At 70.9% G+C, this 18,537-nt stretch carries 17 protein-coding genes and 1 tRNA gene; 9 read left to right on the top strand and 9 right to left on the bottom strand.

The genetic code is table 11. The annotated features are described in order from the left end of the window. Window positions 1–12: 12 nt before the first annotated feature. The 4 genes from ACFV9W_RS16315 to ACFV9W_RS16300 all read right to left on the bottom strand — a co-directional run bounded on the left by ACFV9W_RS16315 (window position 13) and on the right by ACFV9W_RS16300 (window position 2,230). A complete protein-coding gene (locus ACFV9W_RS16315; protein ID WP_385760776.1) occupies window positions 13–885 on the bottom strand; it encodes a hypothetical protein in 873 nt (290 codons plus the stop codon). A gap of 172 nt (window positions 886–1,057) precedes the next feature. Beyond that, on the bottom strand, window positions 1,058–1,324 hold the full coding sequence (locus ACFV9W_RS16310) for a hypothetical protein (protein ID WP_385760773.1): 267 nt from the start codon (window positions 1,322–1,324) through the stop codon (window positions 1,058–1,060). 323 nt (window positions 1,325–1,647) lie between these two features. Beyond that, the gene (locus ACFV9W_RS16305; protein WP_385760770.1) at window positions 1,648–1,956 is read right to left on the bottom strand and encodes a hypothetical protein; all 309 of its coding nucleotides are present in this window, start codon (window positions 1,954–1,956) and stop codon (window positions 1,648–1,650) included. 198 nt (window positions 1,957–2,154) lie between these two features. Beyond that, a tRNA-Arg gene (locus ACFV9W_RS16300) sits at window positions 2,155–2,230 on the bottom strand. Between the two features lie 173 nt (window positions 2,231–2,403). Here ACFV9W_RS16300 and ACFV9W_RS16295 point away from each other — a divergent pair. Next, the gene (locus ACFV9W_RS16295) at window positions 2,404–3,216 is read left to right on the top strand and encodes a hypothetical protein (RefSeq protein ID WP_385760767.1); all 813 of its coding nucleotides are present in this window, start codon (window positions 2,404–2,406) and stop codon (window positions 3,214–3,216) included. Between the two features lie 4 nt (window positions 3,217–3,220). On the opposite strand, the gene ACFV9W_RS16290 is transcribed toward ACFV9W_RS16295, so the two are convergent. Continuing rightward, window positions 3,221–3,526: a DUF6401 family natural product biosynthesis protein gene (locus ACFV9W_RS16290; RefSeq protein WP_385760764.1), complete on the bottom strand. Its 306-nt coding sequence runs from the start codon at window positions 3,524–3,526 to the stop codon at window positions 3,221–3,223. Between the two features lie 128 nt (window positions 3,527–3,654). Between ACFV9W_RS16290 and ACFV9W_RS16285 the strand changes: the two genes are divergently transcribed. From ACFV9W_RS16285 to ACFV9W_RS16270, 4 genes are all read left to right on the top strand, one after another. Beyond that, the gene (locus tag ACFV9W_RS16285; RefSeq protein ID WP_385760761.1) at window positions 3,655–5,298 is read left to right on the top strand and encodes a PucR family transcriptional regulator; all 1,644 of its coding nucleotides are present in this window, start codon (window positions 3,655–3,657) and stop codon (window positions 5,296–5,298) included. A 238-nt stretch (window positions 5,299–5,536) separates the two neighbouring features. Continuing rightward, window positions 5,537–6,889 (top strand): diaminopimelate decarboxylase, encoded by a 1,353-nt coding sequence (locus ACFV9W_RS16280; RefSeq protein ID WP_385760758.1) that lies wholly within the window; start codon window positions 5,537–5,539, stop codon window positions 6,887–6,889. 195 nt (window positions 6,890–7,084) lie between these two features. Continuing rightward, window positions 7,085–8,593, top strand: a complete 1,509-nt coding sequence (locus ACFV9W_RS16275; RefSeq protein WP_385760755.1) for an amino acid permease — start codon at window positions 7,085–7,087, stop codon at window positions 8,591–8,593. Window positions 8,594–8,735: 142 nt separating this feature from the next. After that, complete coding sequence (locus ACFV9W_RS16270; protein ID WP_385760752.1) at window positions 8,736–10,448, top strand: class I adenylate-forming enzyme family protein; 1,713 nt, start codon at window positions 8,736–8,738, stop codon at window positions 10,446–10,448. A gap of 54 nt (window positions 10,449–10,502) precedes the next feature. Here ACFV9W_RS16270 and ACFV9W_RS16265 read toward each other — a convergent pair whose 3' ends face one another. Continuing rightward, window positions 10,503–11,774, bottom strand: a complete 1,272-nt coding sequence (locus ACFV9W_RS16265; RefSeq protein WP_385760749.1) for a M6 family metalloprotease domain-containing protein — start codon at window positions 11,772–11,774, stop codon at window positions 10,503–10,505. Between the two features lie 228 nt (window positions 11,775–12,002). Between ACFV9W_RS16265 and ACFV9W_RS16260 the strand changes: the two genes are divergently transcribed. Beyond that, complete coding sequence (locus tag ACFV9W_RS16260) at window positions 12,003–12,662, top strand: TetR/AcrR family transcriptional regulator (protein ID WP_385760746.1); 660 nt, start codon at window positions 12,003–12,005, stop codon at window positions 12,660–12,662. Window positions 12,663–12,775: 113 nt separating this feature from the next. Then, window positions 12,776–14,284 (top strand): MFS transporter, encoded by a 1,509-nt coding sequence (locus ACFV9W_RS16255; RefSeq protein WP_385760743.1) that lies wholly within the window; start codon window positions 12,776–12,778, stop codon window positions 14,282–14,284. Window positions 14,285–14,308: 24 nt separating this feature from the next. On the opposite strand, the gene ACFV9W_RS16250 is transcribed toward ACFV9W_RS16255, so the two are convergent. After that, complete coding sequence (locus ACFV9W_RS16250; RefSeq protein ID WP_385760740.1) at window positions 14,309–14,842, bottom strand: MarR family winged helix-turn-helix transcriptional regulator; 534 nt, start codon at window positions 14,840–14,842, stop codon at window positions 14,309–14,311. A gap of 107 nt (window positions 14,843–14,949) precedes the next feature. On the opposite strand from ACFV9W_RS16250, the gene ACFV9W_RS16245 reads away from it, so the two are divergent. Continuing rightward, the gene (locus tag ACFV9W_RS16245) at window positions 14,950–15,711 is read left to right on the top strand and encodes a dioxygenase (protein WP_385760919.1); all 762 of its coding nucleotides are present in this window, start codon (window positions 14,950–14,952) and stop codon (window positions 15,709–15,711) included. 9 nt (window positions 15,712–15,720) lie between these two features. Here the strand turns inward: ACFV9W_RS16245 and ACFV9W_RS16240 are convergent, their stop codons facing one another. Next, on the bottom strand, window positions 15,721–16,239 hold the full coding sequence (locus ACFV9W_RS16240) for a GNAT family N-acetyltransferase (protein WP_385760737.1): 519 nt from the start codon (window positions 16,237–16,239) through the stop codon (window positions 15,721–15,723). Window positions 16,240–16,411: 172 nt separating this feature from the next. Between ACFV9W_RS16240 and ACFV9W_RS16235 the strand changes: the two genes are divergently transcribed. Further along, a complete protein-coding gene (locus ACFV9W_RS16235) occupies window positions 16,412–17,419 on the top strand; it encodes an RNA polymerase sigma factor RpoD/SigA (protein ID WP_385760735.1) in 1,008 nt (335 codons plus the stop codon). A 110-nt stretch (window positions 17,420–17,529) separates the two neighbouring features. Here the strand turns inward: ACFV9W_RS16235 and ACFV9W_RS16230 are convergent, their stop codons facing one another. After that, window positions 17,530–18,513 carry a helix-turn-helix transcriptional regulator gene (locus ACFV9W_RS16230; protein WP_385760732.1) on the bottom strand — a complete coding sequence of 328 codons (984 nt, stop codon included), beginning with the start codon at window positions 18,511–18,513 and terminating at the stop codon, window positions 17,530–17,532. Window positions 18,514–18,537 lie beyond the last annotated feature (24 nt).

The raw sequence follows: 18,537 nt of genomic DNA, 5'->3' as shown, positions 1-18,537 counted from the left end.
TGTGCCTACTCGTCACTTGCGCAGCGACACGACGGTGGTTGCGGCGGGGTCGGTGACGACCGTGTGCCCGTACACCGGGTCGGTGGCCTGGGCCTTGTACCCGACGGAGGCGTTGCCCTTGGCGAAGGGGACGCTGCCGGTGGGGGTGCCGACGGCGGACCAGGCGACGGGTGCGCCCGGGGTGCAGGCGACGTGGGTGTAGTACGTGGCGGTGGCCAGGGCGTCCTTGCCGACGACCTGCTCGATACGGCCGTTCACCAGGACGTCGTCGACGGGCTCGGAGCAGGTGACGGTGCCGCGCACGGTGGCCTTGCCGTCGGCGGACACGGAGCCGGTGGCGTCGACATCCGCCGCGAGCGACAGCTCGGCGGGCGGCGGCGGATTGGTGAGGTGGACCTGCCCGGTGAGCCCGGGAACGGTGCCCTTGCAGTTCTGCGCGAAGCTCGCGTCGAGGGCCTGGACGTATCCGCGGGGCCCGAGTTCGAGCCGGTCGACGGTGAACGACCCCTCGGATTCGCACCCGTAGAACGTCCCGTCGACGGAGAGCTTGGCCCCGCCGAGGGAGGGCGTGTCGGTGGCCCCGCTGTACGTCCCGACCGCGAGCCGGTCCCCGCTCGGAGCCCCCATGGTGAGATCCCACCGATCCCCGTTGGCGGCGATCACGATGACGTGCACGGAGTTCTGCTCGTCGTTCCACCCGGCGTACATGGAGTCGCCCGACCCGGCGCCGTCGACGTACGAGTACGGATACCCGCCACCGACCGGGTCCCCGACCTCACTGACGACGTCGAACGTCCCGGACTCCACGTCGACCGCGTGCGCGGGCGCCCCCACGGCGAACGTCGTCGCGACCGCGGCCACCGTCAGAGCGGCAGCGCGCGCCACAGCATGCATTTTCAAGATCCCCCCAGGGGAACGCGAAGACGACCAAGCCCTGCGCGGGCGCTGGCCGTTGGGGGGCGGCTGGAGGAGTATGCCAAGCCCATTGGATCTTCACAAGGCGGTCACAGGGGGAGGTGGATTCTGTGAGTCCTTGCCGGCGGGCCCCGCCGGTTGCTCAGCACTTCCTCTTCAGCACGTTGTAGAAGTCGTCGGCGAACTCGTCCCTGGACTCCTCCGACGGGTACGTCGGGATGCTGATGGGGCGCTGCGGGTCGTGCGCGCGGTAGGCCTCGCAGTACTCGTGGCGCTCGGCCTTCGTGCTCTCGTACCAGGCGCCTTCACCGGGGGTCCCGGTGGGGCGCAGTTCGGGCTTCTCCTGCGCGCACCCTGAGAGCAGGGCGGCGGACAAGGCCGCCACGGCGACTGTGCGTACGAGTCTCATGGGTCCTCCATGGCGTTGACGCCACGCGCGCAGTGTCTGAAGCACGACTTCCAGGTGTTCACGGAAGTATGCGCCGTTGCACCCGCACTCAGGGATGCCGCAGTCAACTCCCGCGAACCGGTCCGTGTGCCAGAACGCTTCCTCCGTGGCCTCGGGCCAGAAGCGGGTCCGCTCGAGCCGGCGAAGGTCAGCCGTTCAAGACCCTGAAAGGTGATCGATGCACGGGTACCTTCGCCGCCCCCGAGAACGGGCGGGGAGGCTGCCCCGCAGGGCTGATGGGCGCCTACGCGGCACTGCCCCTTTGGCTGTCGGTCATACGCGGGTCAGCTCCCCGAGACCTCGTAGGACATCTGGTAGTGCGCGTCGTCGCGCGTGAACTCCAGGACGCCGGAACCGCCGCGGACCGTGTGGACGCCCAGGACGTCGTCGGCGTCGGCGTCGTCGATCTCCACGAGCTTGACGACGGCCTCCTGCTTGAAGGCCACCTTGGTGTCCAGGAAGCGCTTCTGGCCGTCGTCGAACGCGGCCCCGTTGACGGGGTCGCCGTTCACGTAGATCACGATCCTGTCGTCGATCGTCCAGTCTTCCTGCTCGACACACTTGAGCGTCTTGATGTGCAGCGTCTTGCTCATGACGTCATCCGTTCCGTCGCAAACTCGGCCGGTCAGTTGCTCGGCCCACTGTGCGGCCCGGCGTTAAACGGCCACTAAACGGGCGACGGGGGCCATGAAACAGGGGCATCGGAGGCAGTCACCGGGCGGCGCACCCGTTGGTGTCGGAAGAGCAGACGCCAAGGGCCCCGGACCGTGACCGGTCCGGGGCCCTTGTGCTGGTGCCCCCGGCAGGATTCGAACCTGCGACACCCGCTTTAGGAGAGCGGTGCTCTATCCCCTGAGCTACGAAGGCGCGTGAACAGCGTAGCGGATCGGGTTCGGGGCGTGGGTCACGCCAATGGGGGATGTGGGGCGGCCGGGGGCGGCTGGGGCTGTTAAGCCGGAGGGACACAGGAAAACGAGGGGGACACGTCTCGTCGGGTGCGGCTTCGCGGCGCCCGGCCCCACTGGGTGGAGGTACCACTCATGATCCAGAACCTCAGTACGCCGGACGGCGCCGGCACGCTCGCCGTCGACTTCACTCAAGGGCTGAACGACGCGTGGTCGAAGGTCGCCGAGTTCGTGCCGAAACTGCTGGGCTTCATCGTCGTCATGGTCATCGGCTGGTTCGTGGCCAAGATGATCACCAAGCTCCTCGACCGGGGGCTCAGGAAGATCGGGTCGGAGAAGCTCGCCGAGCGGGCCGGCTCGGCGAAGATGCTCGAGGGGTCGAAGTACGACACGACCGCGATCCTCTGCAAGGTCGTCTACGTCGCCCTGATGCTGATCGTGCTCCAGCTCGGCTTCGGGGTCTTCGGCCCCAACCCCGTGTCCGACATGATCAACGGCATCGTCGCCTGGCTGCCGCGCGGCATCGTCGCGGTCGTCCTGATCGTCGTGGCCATGGCCGTCGCCAACCTGGTGCGGGACATCGTCACCAACGCCCTGTCCTCCGTCTCGTACGGGAAGACCGTCGGCACCATCGTGTGGGCCTGCATCGTCGTGCTCGGTGCGATTGCCGCGCTCGGGCAGGCGGGGATCGCCACGACCGTCACGCAGCCGGTGCTGATCGCCGCGCTCGCGGCGGCCGCCGGAATCCTGATCGTCGGCGTCGGCGGCGGGCTCATCGGGCCGATGAAGCAGCGCTGGGAGCGGTGGCTGAACATGGCCGAGGAGGAGACCGCCAAGGCGAAGGGGAGCGTGGGGAGTGCCGGTGGTGCCGGTGCTTATCAGGCGGGGCGTGAGGATGCGCTCAGCAATCAGCCCGTTCAGGAGCGGGAGCGGTTCGACAACCAGTAGCCGCCTACACCAGGTCGAGCAGGTCGTGCCGTCTCACCAGCCAGCTGATGGCGGTGAGGCGGCACACCGCGTAGTCGTGCCCCACCGGTTCGAGCCAGCCGTTCTCGCTGAGCGCGTCGAGGAAGCCGAGCGCGTAGTCGCCGAGGGCCTCGGCATCGGGGGCCGGCGGGTGCAGCGCCGCCGATCCGGCCGCGACGCGGTCGCGGATCTCCGCCACGTGCTGGTCGACCGCGGCCAGGAAGGCGGGCTCGAAGGCGAATTCGGCGAAGCGGGGCCCGTACGCCTCGCTGACCACGGCTAGAGGGGACATTTTTCCAACGTAGGGGCGGCGGCGGGCTCTTCGGGCCGTCCGGTGGGTGCCGTTGCTCACAAGTGGGCTGTTTGCGGTGACTTGTTCGTCACAGTGGCGCCGGTTACGTGATCGGTGAGACTGGGGGCATGGAGCAGTCGGAGAGGCCCGCGGCGGGCGGCGGCCCCACGTTGGCGCAGGTCGTCGAGGTCGTGGGGCGAGACGTCGTCGAGGTCGTGCGGGCGCCGTGCGGGACGGACGTCGCCGTGGGCGGGGTCGGCGTGTTCGACGCCGGGGAGAGCCTGCAGGAGCGGGGGCGGGTGCTGATCGCTGTGGGCGTTGATACGGCCGATCCCGCTGCCGCTGAAGTTTTGCGGGCCGCTGATCGGGCGGGGGCTGCCGCCCTTGTGGTGCGGCGCGGGGCCGAAGGCATCTCGCCGCTCCTTGGGGAAGTGGCCGACAGCGTGTCCACCGCGCTGCTCGCCCGCGCCCCGTGGGTCGACTGGGGCGAGTTGATCGGGCTGCTGCGGGCCGCGCTCGCGGCCGGTGGGGCGCGGGTGCCCGAACCGGGTGTCGACGTGGGGCTCGGGGATCTGCCGGCCCTCGCGTCCGCGCTCGCCGCGCTCGTCGGGGGCGCGATCACCATCGAGGACCCCGAGTCCAACGTGCTGGCGTACTCGCCGACCGCAGACACCGCCGACCCGCTGCGGCGGCTGACCATCCTCGGGCGGCGGGTGCCCAGGTGGCGGGTCGCCGAGCTGGCGGAGAGCGGGTTCCTGGCCGCGTTGTGGGCGGGGGATGTCGTGCTGCGGCCCGCTGACGGGCGGTTTCCCGAGCGGCTCGCCGTCGCCGTGCGGGCGGGCGAGGAGGTGCTCGGGTCGCTGTGGGCCGCCGCCGACGGGGAGCCGCTGCCGGACGGGGCCCGGGACGCGCTGCGGCAGGCCGCCACGATCGCGGTCCCGCATCTGCTGCACCACCGGTTGCGGTCCCGGTCCGCCGAGGGGCGGCGGAGGCACGCGGTGCGGGCGCTGTTCGAGGAGCGGGCGCCGGATGTGGTCGCCGCGGGGGCCGCGCTCGGGGTCGATCCGGGGCAGCCGTGTGCGGTGCTTTCCGGTGCGGTCGTGGGGGACGTGGCACCGGAGGTGCGGGAGCGGGCGTTGCGGGCGGTGGCGTTGCGGGTTGCCGCGCATGGCTCGCCGGCGTTCGCGTATCGGGTGGAGGGCGGCTCCCCGGGGGCCACGGCCCGGCATGACGGTGACCGGTTCGACGTGTTGCTCGCCGAGCCCCGGCCCGACGCCGCCGAGCGTCTCGCCCGGGACCTCGCCGCCGTGCTGCGCGGCGCCGGGGTGAAGCCCCTGGTCGCGGTCGGGCCGGTGGTCGGTGCGCTGAAGGACGCGGCGGAGTCCCGGGCCGGGGCCGGCGAGGTGCTGCGGGTGCTGCGCGAGCGCGGGGAGCCCGAGGTTGCGGGCGCCGACGACGTGCGGTTCGCCCTGGACGCGCTGCGGGTGTCGGACGCCGTCGCCGCGCGGGTGCCGTCCGTCGGGGACGCCGTGGCGGCGCTCCTCGCGCACGACGAGCGGCACGGGACGGATCTGCCGCGCACCGTGGCCGCGCATCTGGCGTTCTTCGGGGACGCCGGGGCCACCGCCCGGTACCTGGGCATCCACGCGAACACGTTGCGGTACCGGCTGCGCAGGGCCCGCGAGCTGGGCGGCTTCGACCTGGCGGATCCCGACGTGCGGCTCGTCGTCGAGCTCGGGCTGCGGCGGGCCGGGCTCATACCGCTGCCGTGAGCACGGCGTGAGAACCCTGGGCGTGGTGCGTCGCCACCATGCCACCCCGCCCACCGTCGTACACAGGCACTACGCGCACCGCCCCGCAGCCCGCACGTTGTGCCAGCGCACCATCCGGCCGCCCCGTACTTCGTGCGGCCGCACGCAGACACGCCGCCCCGCCGCGCTGCACAGTGACGAGTGCCCCGAGCACCACCCCGTACGAAGCAATACGAAGCAGAAGGCAGGCCACCCCCTGATGCCGCAGCCCCCCACCTCCGCCGCCCGCCGCGACGCCGCCCTGCGCGCCGCCGTCGAGCAGGGGCTCGTAGGTCCCGACGCCCCCGTCCTGGGGCTGCTCGACGTGGCCGGGGTCCGGGAGGCGGCGCGTGCGCTCAAGGCGGCGTTCGCGGGCGTCGACGCGCGGCACACCTTCGCGGTGAAGGCGTCCTCGCTGGTGCCCGTGCTCGCGCTCCTGAACGAGGAGGGCATCGGCGCCGAGGTCGCGAGCCCCGGTGAGCTGGCGCTCGCGCGGGCGGCCGGGGTGCCGGCCGAGCGGATCGTCTTCGACTCGCCCGCCAAGACCGTCGGGGAGCTGCGCGAGGCGCTGGCGGCCGGTATCGCTGTGAACGCCGACAACCCGCAGGAGCTGGAGCGGATCGACGCGCTCGTCGAGGAGTTCGCGGCGAACCCCAGCGCCTCGCCCGTGGGCCTGCGGGTGAATCCGCAGGTCGGCAGCGGTTCGATCGGCGCGATGAGCACCGCGACCGCCACCTCCAAGTTCGGCGTCGCGCTGCGCGACGAGGGCGCGGAGCAGTGGGTCCTCGGCGCGTACAAGGCGCGGCCGTGGATGACCCGCCTTCACACTCACACCGGCTCGCAGGGCGTCGCCCTGGAGCTGATGGCCGAGGGCGTACGGGCCGCGTACGACCTGGCCGAGAAGATCAACGCGCACGTCGGGCGGCAGCAGATCGACACCCTCGACATCGGCGGCGGCCTGCCGGTGAACTTCGCGTCGGACGACATCACGCCCGGCTTCGAGGAGTACGCGCGCATCCTGCGGGAGACCGTCCCCGGCCTCTTCGACGGGCGGTACACGCTCGTCACCGAGTTCGGGCGCTCGCTCCTCGCCAAGCAGGGGTTCATCGCCGCGCACGTCGAGTACACCAAGACGTCCGGCGGGCGCCGGATCGCCGTGACGCACGCGGGCGCGCAGGTGGCGACCCGTACCGTCTTCGTGCCCGAGTCCTGGCCGCTGCGGGTCGGCGCGTACGACGCCGCGGGCCGGGCGAAGACGACGCGGGAGATCGTGCAGGACGTGGCCGGGCCCTGCTGCTTCGCGGGCGACCTCGTGGCGCGCGGCCGTGAGCTGCCCGAACTGGAGCCCGGCGACCTCGTCGCGCTGTACGACACCGGCGCGTACTACTTCTCGACGCACTTCCACTACAACAGCCTTCCCCGTCCCGCTGTGTACGGATATGTCCAGTCGGAGAACGGGGCAGAAGCGGACAAGGTGACATTCGCCCCCGTACGGTCCGCGCAGTCGCTCGACGAGGTGCTCGCCGAGTCCGGTGCCCAGTACGCCGGTTCGCTGCTCGGGCTCGTGGATTAGTTGCCCCCGCGAACGGTTTAAGGTGGCGTGTCGTCGCGTGGTCCGCCCGCGGCACACTCCACCGGGATCCGTTCCGATCTCGTAGTTCGCCGAATCCGGCGGACCAGTCCTGTCCAACAGGTACGCCGTACACGCCTGCGCGCGTTCGCGCTCGCGTGTGTGCGGCATGCCGTTTTGCACGTACGTCGGAGAACCATGGAGCACACAGCACAAGCCGAGCCCGAGGCCCGGCCCGCGCAGGCCTCTACGGCTGCGACCGAGAGCGGTGTGACCACGGGCGGCAAGGCCACGGCCGGAGCCATCCGTGAGGGGGGTTACGCGGCCGGCCTGCGCAATCGTCAGGTCCAGATGATCGCGATCGGTGGCGCCATCGGCACCGGTCTGTTCCTCGGCGCGGGGGAGCGGCTGCACACCGCGGGCCCGTCCCTGGTGGTCATCTTCGCCATCACCGGTCTGTTCGCCTTCTTCATCACGCGCGCCATGGGCGAGCTGGTGATGCACCGGCCCACGTCGGGCTCGTTCGTCTCGTACTCGCGTGAGTTCCTCGGCGAGAAGGCCGCGTACACGGCGGGCTGGGTCTACTTCCTGCACTGGGTGTGCAGCGGCATCGCGGAGATCACCGCGGTGGCGATGTACCTGCACTACTGGGCCATGTTCCGCGACATACCCCAGTGGACGCTCGCGCTCGTGGCGCTCCTCGTGGTGCTCGGCGCGAACCTGATCTCGGTGCGCTGGTTCGGCGAGTTCGAGTTCTGGTTCTCGATCATCAAGGTCGCCGCGATCCTCGGCTTCCTCGGCATCGGCTGCTGGCTGCTCGCGAGCCGCCACCCCGTCGACGGCCACAGCACGGGCCCGCAGCTGATCACCGACAACGGCGGCATGCTGCCGAACGGACTGCTGCCCGCCATCGTCCTCATCCAGGGCGTCGTCTTCGCGTACGCCGCGATCGAGATGGTCGGCATCGCCTCCGGCGAGACCGAGAACCCGCGCAAGGTGATCCCGCGCGCCATCAACTCCGTGTCGTGGCGCATCGTGCTGTTCTACGTCGGGTCGGTGCTGCTCCTCGTCCTGCTGCTGCCCTGGAGCGCGTACAAGGCGGGCGAGTCCCCGTTCGTGACGCTGCTCGGGAAGCTGGGCGTGCCCGGCATCAGCGGCATCATGAACTTCGTGATCCTCACGGCGGCCCTGTCCAGCTGCAACTCCGGGCTCTACTCGACCGGCCGCGTGCTGCGCTCGATGGGCCTGGCGGGCTCCGCCCCGGCGTTCACGACGAAGATGAGCAAGAAGGGCGTCCCCTACGGTGGCGTGCTGCTGACCGCGACCTGCTACATCGCGGGCATCATCCTCAACTACATCGTGCCCGAGCGGGCGTTCGCGATCGTCATCAACTTCTCCGCGATCACGATGATCGGCACCTGGGTCATGATCATGATCTGTCAGATGGTGCTGCGCAGGAAGGCGCTGCGCGGCGAGCTGGAGCGTCCGTCGTTCCGGCTTCCGGGCGCGCCGTTCACGAGCTGGCTGACCATCGTGTTCCTGGTCGCGGTCGTGGTCCTGATGGTCGTCGGCGGCGGTGACTCGGCGGTCTCGGTGTACTGCTCGCCGCTGATCGTGGTCGGCCTGGTCATCGGCTGGTTCCTGACCCGGAAGCGGGTGGCGGAGCACAAGCGGGTGGCGGAGCAGGCGAAGGCCGAAGTGTCGTAGGCAGAGGGTTCCGAGGCTTGTCGGCGGGCGGTGCGCGTGGAGGTTCACGTGCGCCGCCCGTCGCGTTGTCCGGGCCCCGTCCGGCCCTTGGCCGGTGCACGTACCTTGACGTGGGTCGGGCCGCCGGACGTACCGTCCGACCATGGACGCTGATGCCGTGGATTCCGTGGAAGCGCTGCTGACCGCTCCGGGCGCCCCCTTCGCCGTCGTACGAGGCGAGGACGGGCGCCTTTCCTATGCCGACGGGCCCCGTACGCTGCGCGAGTTCTGCGAGACGACGTGGGCGTTCGGTGACACGCCCTTCGTCGTCTCCGAGACCGGGAGCATGACCTACGGGGAGTTCTTCGCGGCGGCGTGCGCGCTGGCCCGCCGCTTCACCGAGGACGAGAGCGCGGGCGGCTACGGGCTGCGGCCGGGCGACCGCGCCGTCATCGCGATGCGCAACCATCCGGAGTGGCAGGTCGCCTTCTGGGCGGCGCAGTTGGCGGGCCTGGTGGCGGTGCCGCTCAACGGGTGGTGGACCGCCGACGAGTTCGCGTACGCCCTCGACGACTGCGGGCCCGCGGTGCTCGTCGTCGACGGGGAGCGCTGGGAACGGGTCAGACCGTGGCTCGATGCGGCGAGCCCGCGCCCCTGGACGCTGGTCTGCCACGAGGAGGGGCGGGAGGTGAGCGGTGACCGGGTGGAGCGGTATGCCGATCTGCCCACGCCCGATCCCCAACTCGGGCCGCCAGACGTGGACATCGACCCGTTTGCGGACGCCACGATCCTCTACACCTCCGGTACGACGGGCCGCCCCAAGGGTGCCGTCGCCACCCACCACGCGCACATGGGCGCGATCGCGGGGCCCCGCTACGCCGCCGCGCGCACGGCGCTGCTGCGCGGCGTCATGCCGGGGCAGGGCCCGGCCCCCATCGGCCTGTTGACCTTCCCCTTCTTCCACGTGGCGGCGTTCACCGGGTTCTACGCGGCGATGGGGGTGGGCGGCACGATCGTGGTGCTGCGCAAATGGGACCCGGACGCCGCGCTCGCCATGATCCGCGAACACGGCATCACCAGCTTCGGCGGCGTCCCGGCCACGGCCCTCCAACTCCTGGAACGGGCTTCGGAACTGGGCGACGAACTCCCCTCCCTTACGGGATTCAGCACCGGCGGCGCCGCGGCCCCGCCCGGGATCGTGGCCCGGCTCACCGACCGCTACGGCGAGCGCATCGAGCCGCGCAACGGGTACGGGCTCACCGAGACGCTCGGCGGGGTGCTCTCCAACGCGGGGGAGGAGTACCGGAGTTGGCCGGGGAGCGTGGGCCGTCCGGCGCCCGCGGTGGAGGTGCGGATCGCGGACCCGGCGGGCGAGGCGGTCGCCGACGGTGAGGTGGGCGAACTGTGCCTGCGCGGGCAGCCGTTGATCCGGGGGTACTGGAACGCGGCGGAGGCCACCGGGGCGGCGTTCACGGCGGACGGGTGGTTCCGGACGGGGGACCTGGCGGTGCGCTCGGAGGGGCGGGTCAGTGTCGTCGACCGGATCAAGGACCTGGTGATCCGGGGTGGGGAGAACGTCCACTGTGTCGAGGTGGAGGCGGTCCTCCACGACCACCCCGACGTACTGGAGGCGGCCGTTGTGGGTGTTCCGCATCCGGTCCTCGGGGAAGAGGTGGCGGCGGTGCTTCGTGTGCGGTCCGGGTCGGTGGTCGGGGCGGACGACATCCGCGGGTTCGTGGCGAAGTCCTTGGCGGCGTTCAAGGTTCCGGCCCATGTCGTCCTCCAGGAGACGGAGCTGCCCCGGAACGCGACGGGCAAGATTCTGAAGCGGGAGTTGCGGGCGGCGTTGGCCGATTCAAGCCCCGCCGGCGATTGAGGCGCGGGGGCCGGGGCGGAGCCCCGTGGCGTGAGGACGGTTCAGCCCGCCGTGCTAATTGCGGGTGACCTGGACCTGGTAGTCGCCGGAGGACGTGATGCCGCCGACCGTCACCCGTACGCCCGACGACTTGTCCCGGAAGACCTCGCCCGGCTGGTACGCCGCGTCGGACAGTTCCGCGTGGACGTTGGGCTGCCGCGTGCAGCCGCCGCTGTCCGGTGCCGCGTCCTCGACCTTGATCGGTCCCTGCCCGGTGTCCACGTCCGCGTCGACCTTGTAGACGAGGACGCCGGAGCGGCACACCGCCTCGTCGTTGCCCTCCTGCGTACGCACCTCGATCGCGTACCCGGACTTCTTGGTCAGCGGCACGAACACCAGCTTCGACCGCCCGTCGTCGCGGGCCAGCGGCGACAGCCGGTACTCCGTCGTGCCGGACTGCGCGGCGCAGCCGACCTGGCTGTCGTCGAGCCACCCGAGCTTCCACTTGTGCCAGCCGAGCAGATCGTTCCCGGCCCCCCAGTCCTCGCTCATGATGTCCCAGTGCCCGGCAGCCCCACCGCCTTCCTGCGTGTAGAGATCCGGCAGCCCGAACACGTGCCCGTTCTCGTGCGGCAGCACCCGGTACCCGGTCTGCGCGTACGACCCCGATCCGTCGTCCTGGCGGGAGTACACGAACGACGCGTTGGACAGCGGCACCCCGTCGGCGACCGGCGCCTCGTGGTTGCCGGCGAACGTCACGGACAGCACGGTGTCCAGCGCGGAGGGCCCCGCGTTCGGGGTGACCAGGATGTTCACCAGGTCGTACCGCCGGAAGTCCACCTCGGGGTCGGCCGCGGCCGCGATGTCGTCGGCGAGCTCGCGGTAGCCGGGGTCGAAGGGGGCGCCGCGGTCTATCCCGTACGAGGTGAACGGCTTGGGCATCCGCAGCCAGTGGTCGACCGGGGCCTCGGGGACGTAGTCGAGCTTTCCGTACGAGCCGGTGCGGAACCAGTCCTGGGTCTGCGGGAAGAACTCGTCGAACCGGTCCTTCGCGGAGCCCTCGCCGGGCGCGTCCGGGAAGTCGACCATGAGGTTCAGGGCCCGCACGGTGCCTGTGGACCGGGCGTAGCCGGGGGCGGTTGGCAGGCCCTCCGACATCTGGACGCCGAACGAGCCGCGGATCATGCAGGGGGAGAGGGAGGTCGCGCGCGAGACGGCGACGGGACCCGCCGCGGTCGTCGAGTCGTCGAGGAGCCTGCCGGTGCTCGCGGTCATCGTCACGGTGAGCGCCGCCGCCGTGCTCGCGGCGAGCAGCGCCGCACGTCGACCCCTGCGTATCCGACGCATCCGCATCCGCACCGCCTCACGCTCGGGTCCCTTTCGATCACCCTGTGGTGAGGTGTGGCGGGCCGCTCGCTGGGTGCGCCGATCGTGGGTTTCCGAGGTCAGAGGCGTGTGAGGCAGGTCACATCAGGCCCGGGAAATAACCGGGGACGCTCTCCCCGTTTAGACCCGTGTCCGCACGAAACGGGGACCAGCTCCCCACTTCATACCCAGACCGTGAAGGAGACCGCCGTGACCACCGCGACCGAGAAGCCGCAGCGCCGCGCCCCGCGCCCGCGGGCCGACGCCGTGCGCAACCGGGAGCGGATCGTCGCCGCCGCGCGCGAGCTGCTCGTGGAGCACGGTCCGGTCCTGCCGCTCGACGAGGTCGCCCGCCGCGCCGGCGTCGGCAACGCGACGCTGTACCGGAACTTCAAGGACCGCGGCGAGCTGATGCACCACGTGGTCCTCACGGTCACCGACACCATCACCGAGCACGCGGAGCGGGGGCTCGCCGCCGAGGACGCCGGCGGGGCGACCGCGTTCGGCGCGCTGCGCACCTTCGTGCACGCCGCCGCCGAGGAGCGGATCGGCGCCCTGTGCCCGATGCTCAACGCCACCTTCGACAAGGACCATCCGGATCTGGTCGCCTCCCGCGACCGGCTCACCGACGCCGTCGAGCAGCTCACCGAACGGGCCCGTACGGCCGGTGAACTGCGGCCCGACGTCGGCGTCGGCGATCTGATGGTCGCCCTCTCCCAGCTCACCCGGCCGCTGCCCGGCACCGGCTGTATGGACTTCGACCGGTACGTCCACCGTCATCTGCAGCTGTTCCTTGACGGCCTGATGGCACCCGCCCGCTCGGAACTCCCGGGCGAGCCCGCGACCCTGGAGGACCTCCGCCAGGACTGACGTCCGGGCGCTCCCCTCTCCGTAGAACGACCTTCGTGGAACGACCTCCAGCTTCGTACCAACCCGATTTCTCACGCTTATTCACGACTTGGAGTCCCGCTGTGGGTACCCCCTTGCCGGAAACGGCACCCGATTCGAGGCGCTGGAAGGCACTCGCCTTCATCGCGCTCGCCCAGCTGATGGTGGTCCTCGACGCCACCATCGTGAACATCGCCCTGCCCGCCGCACAGCAGGACCTCGGCATATCCGACGGCAACAAGCAGTGGGTCATCACGGCCTACGCGCTCGCCTTTGGCGGTCTGCTGCTGTTCGGCGGGCGCATCGCGGACCTGTGGGGCCGCAAGCGCACCTTCGTCACCGGCCTGATCGGCTTCGCCCTCGCCTCCGCGCTCGGCGGCGCGGCGGGGGGCGAGGCCATGATGTTCGGCGCCCGTGCGCTCCAGGGCCTGTTCGGCGCGCTGCTCGCGCCCGCCGCCCTGTCGCTGCTCGCCGTCATGTTCACCGACGCCAAGGAGCGCGCGAAGGCGTTCGGCATCTACGGTGCGATCGCCGGTGGCGGTGGCGCCGTCGGCCTGATCCTCGGCGGCTTCCTCACCGAGTACCTGAACTGGCGCTGGACGTTCTTCGTGAACATCCCGTTCGCGATCGTCGCCGCCGCCGGTGCGTACTTCGTCATCCGTGAGCCGGCCGGTTCGCGCAACCGCTCGCCGCTCGACATCCCCGGCGTGCTGCTGTCCACGCTCGGCCTGGTCTCGCTCGTCTACGGCTTCACGCGCGCCGAGACCAACGGCTGGTCCGACGCGACCACCATCGGCATGTTCATCGCTGCGGCCGTGCTGCTGCTCGCCTTCGTCGTCGTCGAGGCCCGCGTCAAGCACCCGCTGCTGCCGCTGCGGGTGATCGCCGACCGCAACCGCGGCGGTGTCTACGCCTCGCTCGGCCTCGCCGTCATCGGCATGTTCGGCCTGTTCCTCTTCCTGACCTACTACCTGCAGATCGTGAAGGGCTTCTCGCCGGTGAAGACCGGCTTCGCGTTCCTGCCGATGATCGTCGGCATGATCGCGGGCTCCACGCAGATCGGCGCCCGCCTGATGACGCGGGTCCGCCCGCGCCTGTTGATGGGCCCCGGCTTCCTGGTCGCGGCGCTCGGCATGCTGATGCTGACCCAGCTGTCCGTCGACTCGTCGTACGCCGGTCTGATCCTGCCCGCCGAACTGCTGCTCGGCCTCGGCATGGGTACGGCGTTCATGCCCGCCATGTCGCTCGCCACGCTCGGCGTGGAGCCCCGGGACGCGGGCGTCGCCTCTGCGATGGTCAACACCTCGCAGCAGGTCGGCGGCGCCATCGGCACGGCCCTGCTGAACACGATCGCGGCCTCGGCCACCACCGCGTACGTCGCGGACCACGCGGCCGGAGCCACGAACCAGCAGCTGCTGCAGGCGCAGGCCATGGTGAGCGGCTACACCCACGCCATCTGGTGGGCAGTCGGCATCCTCGCCGTCGCTTCCCTGATCGCCTTCACGCTCGTCAACACGGGCGTTCCGGGCACGGGTTCGCCCGCGGCCTCCGGCGACACGGAGGGTGCGGAGGACGAGGTGCTGGTGCCGGTGGTCGCGCACTGACCACCCCCGCGTACGGGGCGGATCTCACCTGAGCCAGGGGAGGTCCGCCCCGGCGTCCTTCGGCTGAAGTCCCTCGGCGACGATCATCATGATCTCGCCGAGGGACTTCTGCTGTTCGGGGGTGAGCCGCGCGAAGAGTGCCTGGCGGACGGTCTCGACGTGCCCGGGAGCGGTCTTCTTCAGGACCTCGAGGCCCTCGTCCGTGAGGATCGCGAACTGGCCGCGCTTGTCGGAGGGGCAGTCCTCGCGCCGCACCCACCCGCTCTTCTCCAGGCGCGCGACCGCGTGCGAGAGGCGGGAGCGGGTGATCTTCGTTTCCCGCGCCAGCTCGGTCATCCGCAGCCGCCGCCGGGGGGACTCGCTCAGTCGCACGAGGAGCCCGAAGTAGATGTGCGGCATCTTCGCGTCGCGCTGGAGTTGCCGGTCGAGGTGGTCCTCGAGGAGCGTGGTGGCATGGAGGTACGCGCGCCAGGTGCGCTGTTCGTCCTCGCTGAGCCACGCGGTGGCCTCCGCGTCCTTCGCGTCGCGTCCGTCGCTTTGCGTGTGCCGCTGCTCCATGGTTCCCATCGTAGACCTCCTCCTTGAATATTAAACAAAGAAGGCTTACTTTTGTGGGCAACCCTAAAGCTTGAAACTTCAAGGAGGTCGTCGTGAACGCGAACCGGATGCCTGCGCTCTACCTCTCCCACGGTGCGCCGCCGCTCGCCGACGACACCCTGTGGACCGGCCAGCTCGCCGACTGGTCGGCCGACCTCCCGCGCCCCAGGGCGATCCTGATGATCTCCGCCCACTGGGAGAACGTGCCGCTGGCCCTCGGCGCCACCGAGACCGTGCCGCTCGTCTACGACTTCTGGGGCTTCCCCGAGCACTACTACGAGGTGACGTACGCGGCGCCGGGCGCGCCCGAGCTCGCCGACTCCGTGCGCAAACTGCTGCGCGCGCCGGGCATCCCCGTCCAGGACGTGCCGGACCGGGGGCTCGACCACGGCGCGTACGTCCCGCTCGTCGAGATGTACCCGGACGCCGACATCCCGGTCCTCCAGGTCTCCATGCCGACGCTCGACCCGGCCCGGCTCATGGACATCGGCCGCCGCCTCGCGCCGCTGCGCGACGAGGGCGTGCTGATCGTCGGCTCCGGCTTCTTCACGCACAACCTCGCCGCGCTGCGGCAGGGCGGCATCCCGGCGTGGTCGTCCGAGTTCGACGACTGGGGGCACCGGGCGCTGGAGGCGGGCGACGTGGACGCGCTGCTCGACTTCACCCACAAGTCCCCGGCGGGCGCGCTCGCGCATCCGCGCACCGAGCACTTCGCCCCGCTGTTCGTGACGATGGGCGCGGCGGACGCCTCCGGCGATCTGGCGGGGCAGCGGAGCGTGATCGACGGGTTCTGGATGGGGTTGGCGAAGCGGTCGGTGCAGTTCGGCTGAGCGCCGGGCTCACAGCTCCTTCTCGTACCAGGCCACGTCCCAGTACTGGCCGAACTTCCGGCCCACCTCCCGGTACGTCCCGGCATGGCGGAAGCCGAAGCGGGCGTGGAGGCGGGCGGAGGCCTCGTTGGGCTGGGCGATGCCCGCGTAGGCGCGGTGGACGTCCTGGCCGGACAGGGCCGCGAAGAGCGCCTTGTAGAGGAGCGTGCCGACGCCGCGGCCGCCCGCGTCGGGCGCCAGGTAGACCGTGACCTCCACCGAGGTGTCGTACGCGGCCTTCGGCCGGAACGCGCTGGCCGTCGCGTAGCCGAGGATCCGGTGAGAGGTCGTCTCAGTGGCAACCAGGAGCGGGTGGCGTTCGTCTTCAAGATGGGAGAGCAGCCAAGGACGTCGCTCTTCGGGAGTGAAGACGGCCGTGTCGAACGTGATCGGCGTCTCACGCACATAGTGGTTGTAGAGGTCCGTGAGGGCTTTGAGGTCGTCCTCGACTCCCGGCCTGACCTGCACCTCTGTGGAATCGGACACCATCTTGTCCCCCTTCTTCGCGCGGTGTGGCGCGACAGGGTACTGCATGATCAGAAAAAAGATGGGCGGCTTGGGAATTCTGTCCGGATTCCAGTCGTTGATTCCATCGGATGCAGGGCACCCGTAAGGCCCCGGAAGGGGCGTACAGCCGACCTACCACCGCAAGGGAGCACGCATGGCAACCCGTGCCGTAGCCCGTCGTAAGTCCGCCGCCACTGGTGAGACTGATGCGGCACGCAGTGTTCGCGCAGGAGGCGGGGAGATCGCCGACCGCGACCTGGTCGGCATGTACCTCGACGAGATCGCGCGCACACCGCTGCTCGACGCCGCAAAGGAAGTCGAGCTGTCCCAGACCATCGAGGCAGGCGTCTACGCCCAGCAGATCCTCGACGGCACGGTCTCCGACAGCAAGGCCGCGGTCGAGGCGTCGCGCGAGGAGCTGGAGGCTCTGGTCGCGGCGTCGGAGAACGCGAAGGACATCTTCATCAAGTCGAACCTCCGGCTCGTCGTGGCGGTCGCCCGCCGCTACCCGCGGTCGGGCCTGCCCCTGCTCGACCTGATCCAGGAGGGGAACGCGGGCCTGGTGCGCGCGGTCGAGAAGTTCGACTACCGCAAGGGCTTCAAGTTCTCCACGTACGCGACGTGGTGGATCCGCCAGGCCATCACGCGCTCCATAGCCGACCAGTCCCGCACCATCCGCCTCCCCGTCCACCTGGTCGAGGAGCTGGGCCGGATCCGCCGCGTGCAGCGCGAGTTCAACCGCGAGCACGGCCGCGAGCCGGAGCCCTCGGAGATCGCCGCCGAGCTCGGCGCCAAGCCGGAGCGCGTCGTCGACGTCCTGGACTGGGCCCGCGACCCGGTCTCGCTGAACATGTCGGTGGACGACGAGGGCGAGACCCAGTTCGGCGACCTGCTGGAGGACACCTCCGCCGTGTCGCCCGAGCAGTCCGTGCTCACGCTGCTGCGCAGCGAGGAGCTGGACGACCTCATCGGCCGGCTCGACCAGCGCACCGCGTCGATCATCAAGATGCGGTACGGGATCGAGGACGGCCGGGAGCGGACGCTCACGGAGGTCGGCAAGGAGCACGGCCTGACGCGTGAGCGGATCCGTCAGATCGAGAAGCATGCGCTTCTCGAGCTGAAGAAGCTGGCGCGGGACACGGGGTTCGACGCGGCCGCGTGACCGGGTTCTTTGTTGCGCCGTAGCGGTGTTGCGGTCTCGGGGCTCTGCCCCGGGCCCCGCTGCTCAATCGCCGCAGGGGCTTGAAATACCAGTCCCCGCCGTCTCTCGCGCTAGAGCGGGCTCGATTGGGTCAGCCGTGTGCCCAACTCTCGTGCTGCAGTTGCAAGTTCCTCCGGGCCCCGGACCCGGAACGCGTAACCCGTCATCGCCAGGCGGATCGCCATCCAGTGGACCGGGTCCGACGACGCGGCCCGTAGGCGGCAGCGGTCGTCCGAGATCGGTTCCGGGACTCCGACCGCCGGCGGGATGTGTTCCGCGACGGTCTGCGCCGGGGCCGCGAACTCGACGTCCAGGTCGTACGACGTGCTCGCGCCCCACGAGGACACCGAGCGGCGTACGTACTCCGCCGCGTCGCCCTCCGGCACCTCCCGCGGAGCGAACCGCGCGCCCGTGGCGAACGGGTCCGAGATGCGGTCGACGCGGAAGGTGCGCCAGTCCTCGCGGTCGATGTCGTAGGCGACGAGATACCAGCGGCGGCCCGTCGACACCAGCCGGTGCGGCTCCACCAGGCGGCGCGATTCCGCGGTGTCGCGCGCCCGGTAGCTGAAGCGCAGACGTTCGCTGCCCGCCGCCGTCGAGGCGATCACCGTGAGCGTCTCCGGCGCGATCGTGGCGCCGTCGCCCGAGGTCAGGGGGATGGTGGCCGCCTGAAGCGTGGCCACCCGGTGGCGCAGCCGCGAGGGCAGCACCTGTTCGAGTTTGGCGAGGGCCCGCACCGAGGCCTCCTCGACGCCCTCGACCGCGTGCCCCGCCCCGGCCCGCAGGCCCACCGCGATGGCCACCGCCTCCTCGTCGTCGAGCACGAGCGGCGGCAGCGCCTTGCCGGCGACGAGCCGGTAGCCGCCGTCCGCGCCGAGCGTGGCCTGCACGGGATAGCCGAGGTCGCGCAGCCGGTCGATGTCGCGGCGCACGGTGCGCCGGCTGACCCCGAGCCGCTCGCACAGCTCGCTGCCGGGCCATTCACGGGGCGTCTGCAGAAGCGAGAGCAGCTGCAGCAGCCGTACGGGTGTCTGGGCGCCGGTCGCCCCGGTCATCGCCGGGCCGCCGTCGCGATGGTG

The organism is Streptomyces sp. NPDC059897 (assembly GCF_042730865.1).
In the GTDB taxonomy this organism is placed as follows: domain Bacteria; phylum Actinomycetota; class Actinomycetes; order Streptomycetales; family Streptomycetaceae; genus Streptomyces.
This window is presented reverse-complemented; position numbering and strand designations above follow the sequence as displayed.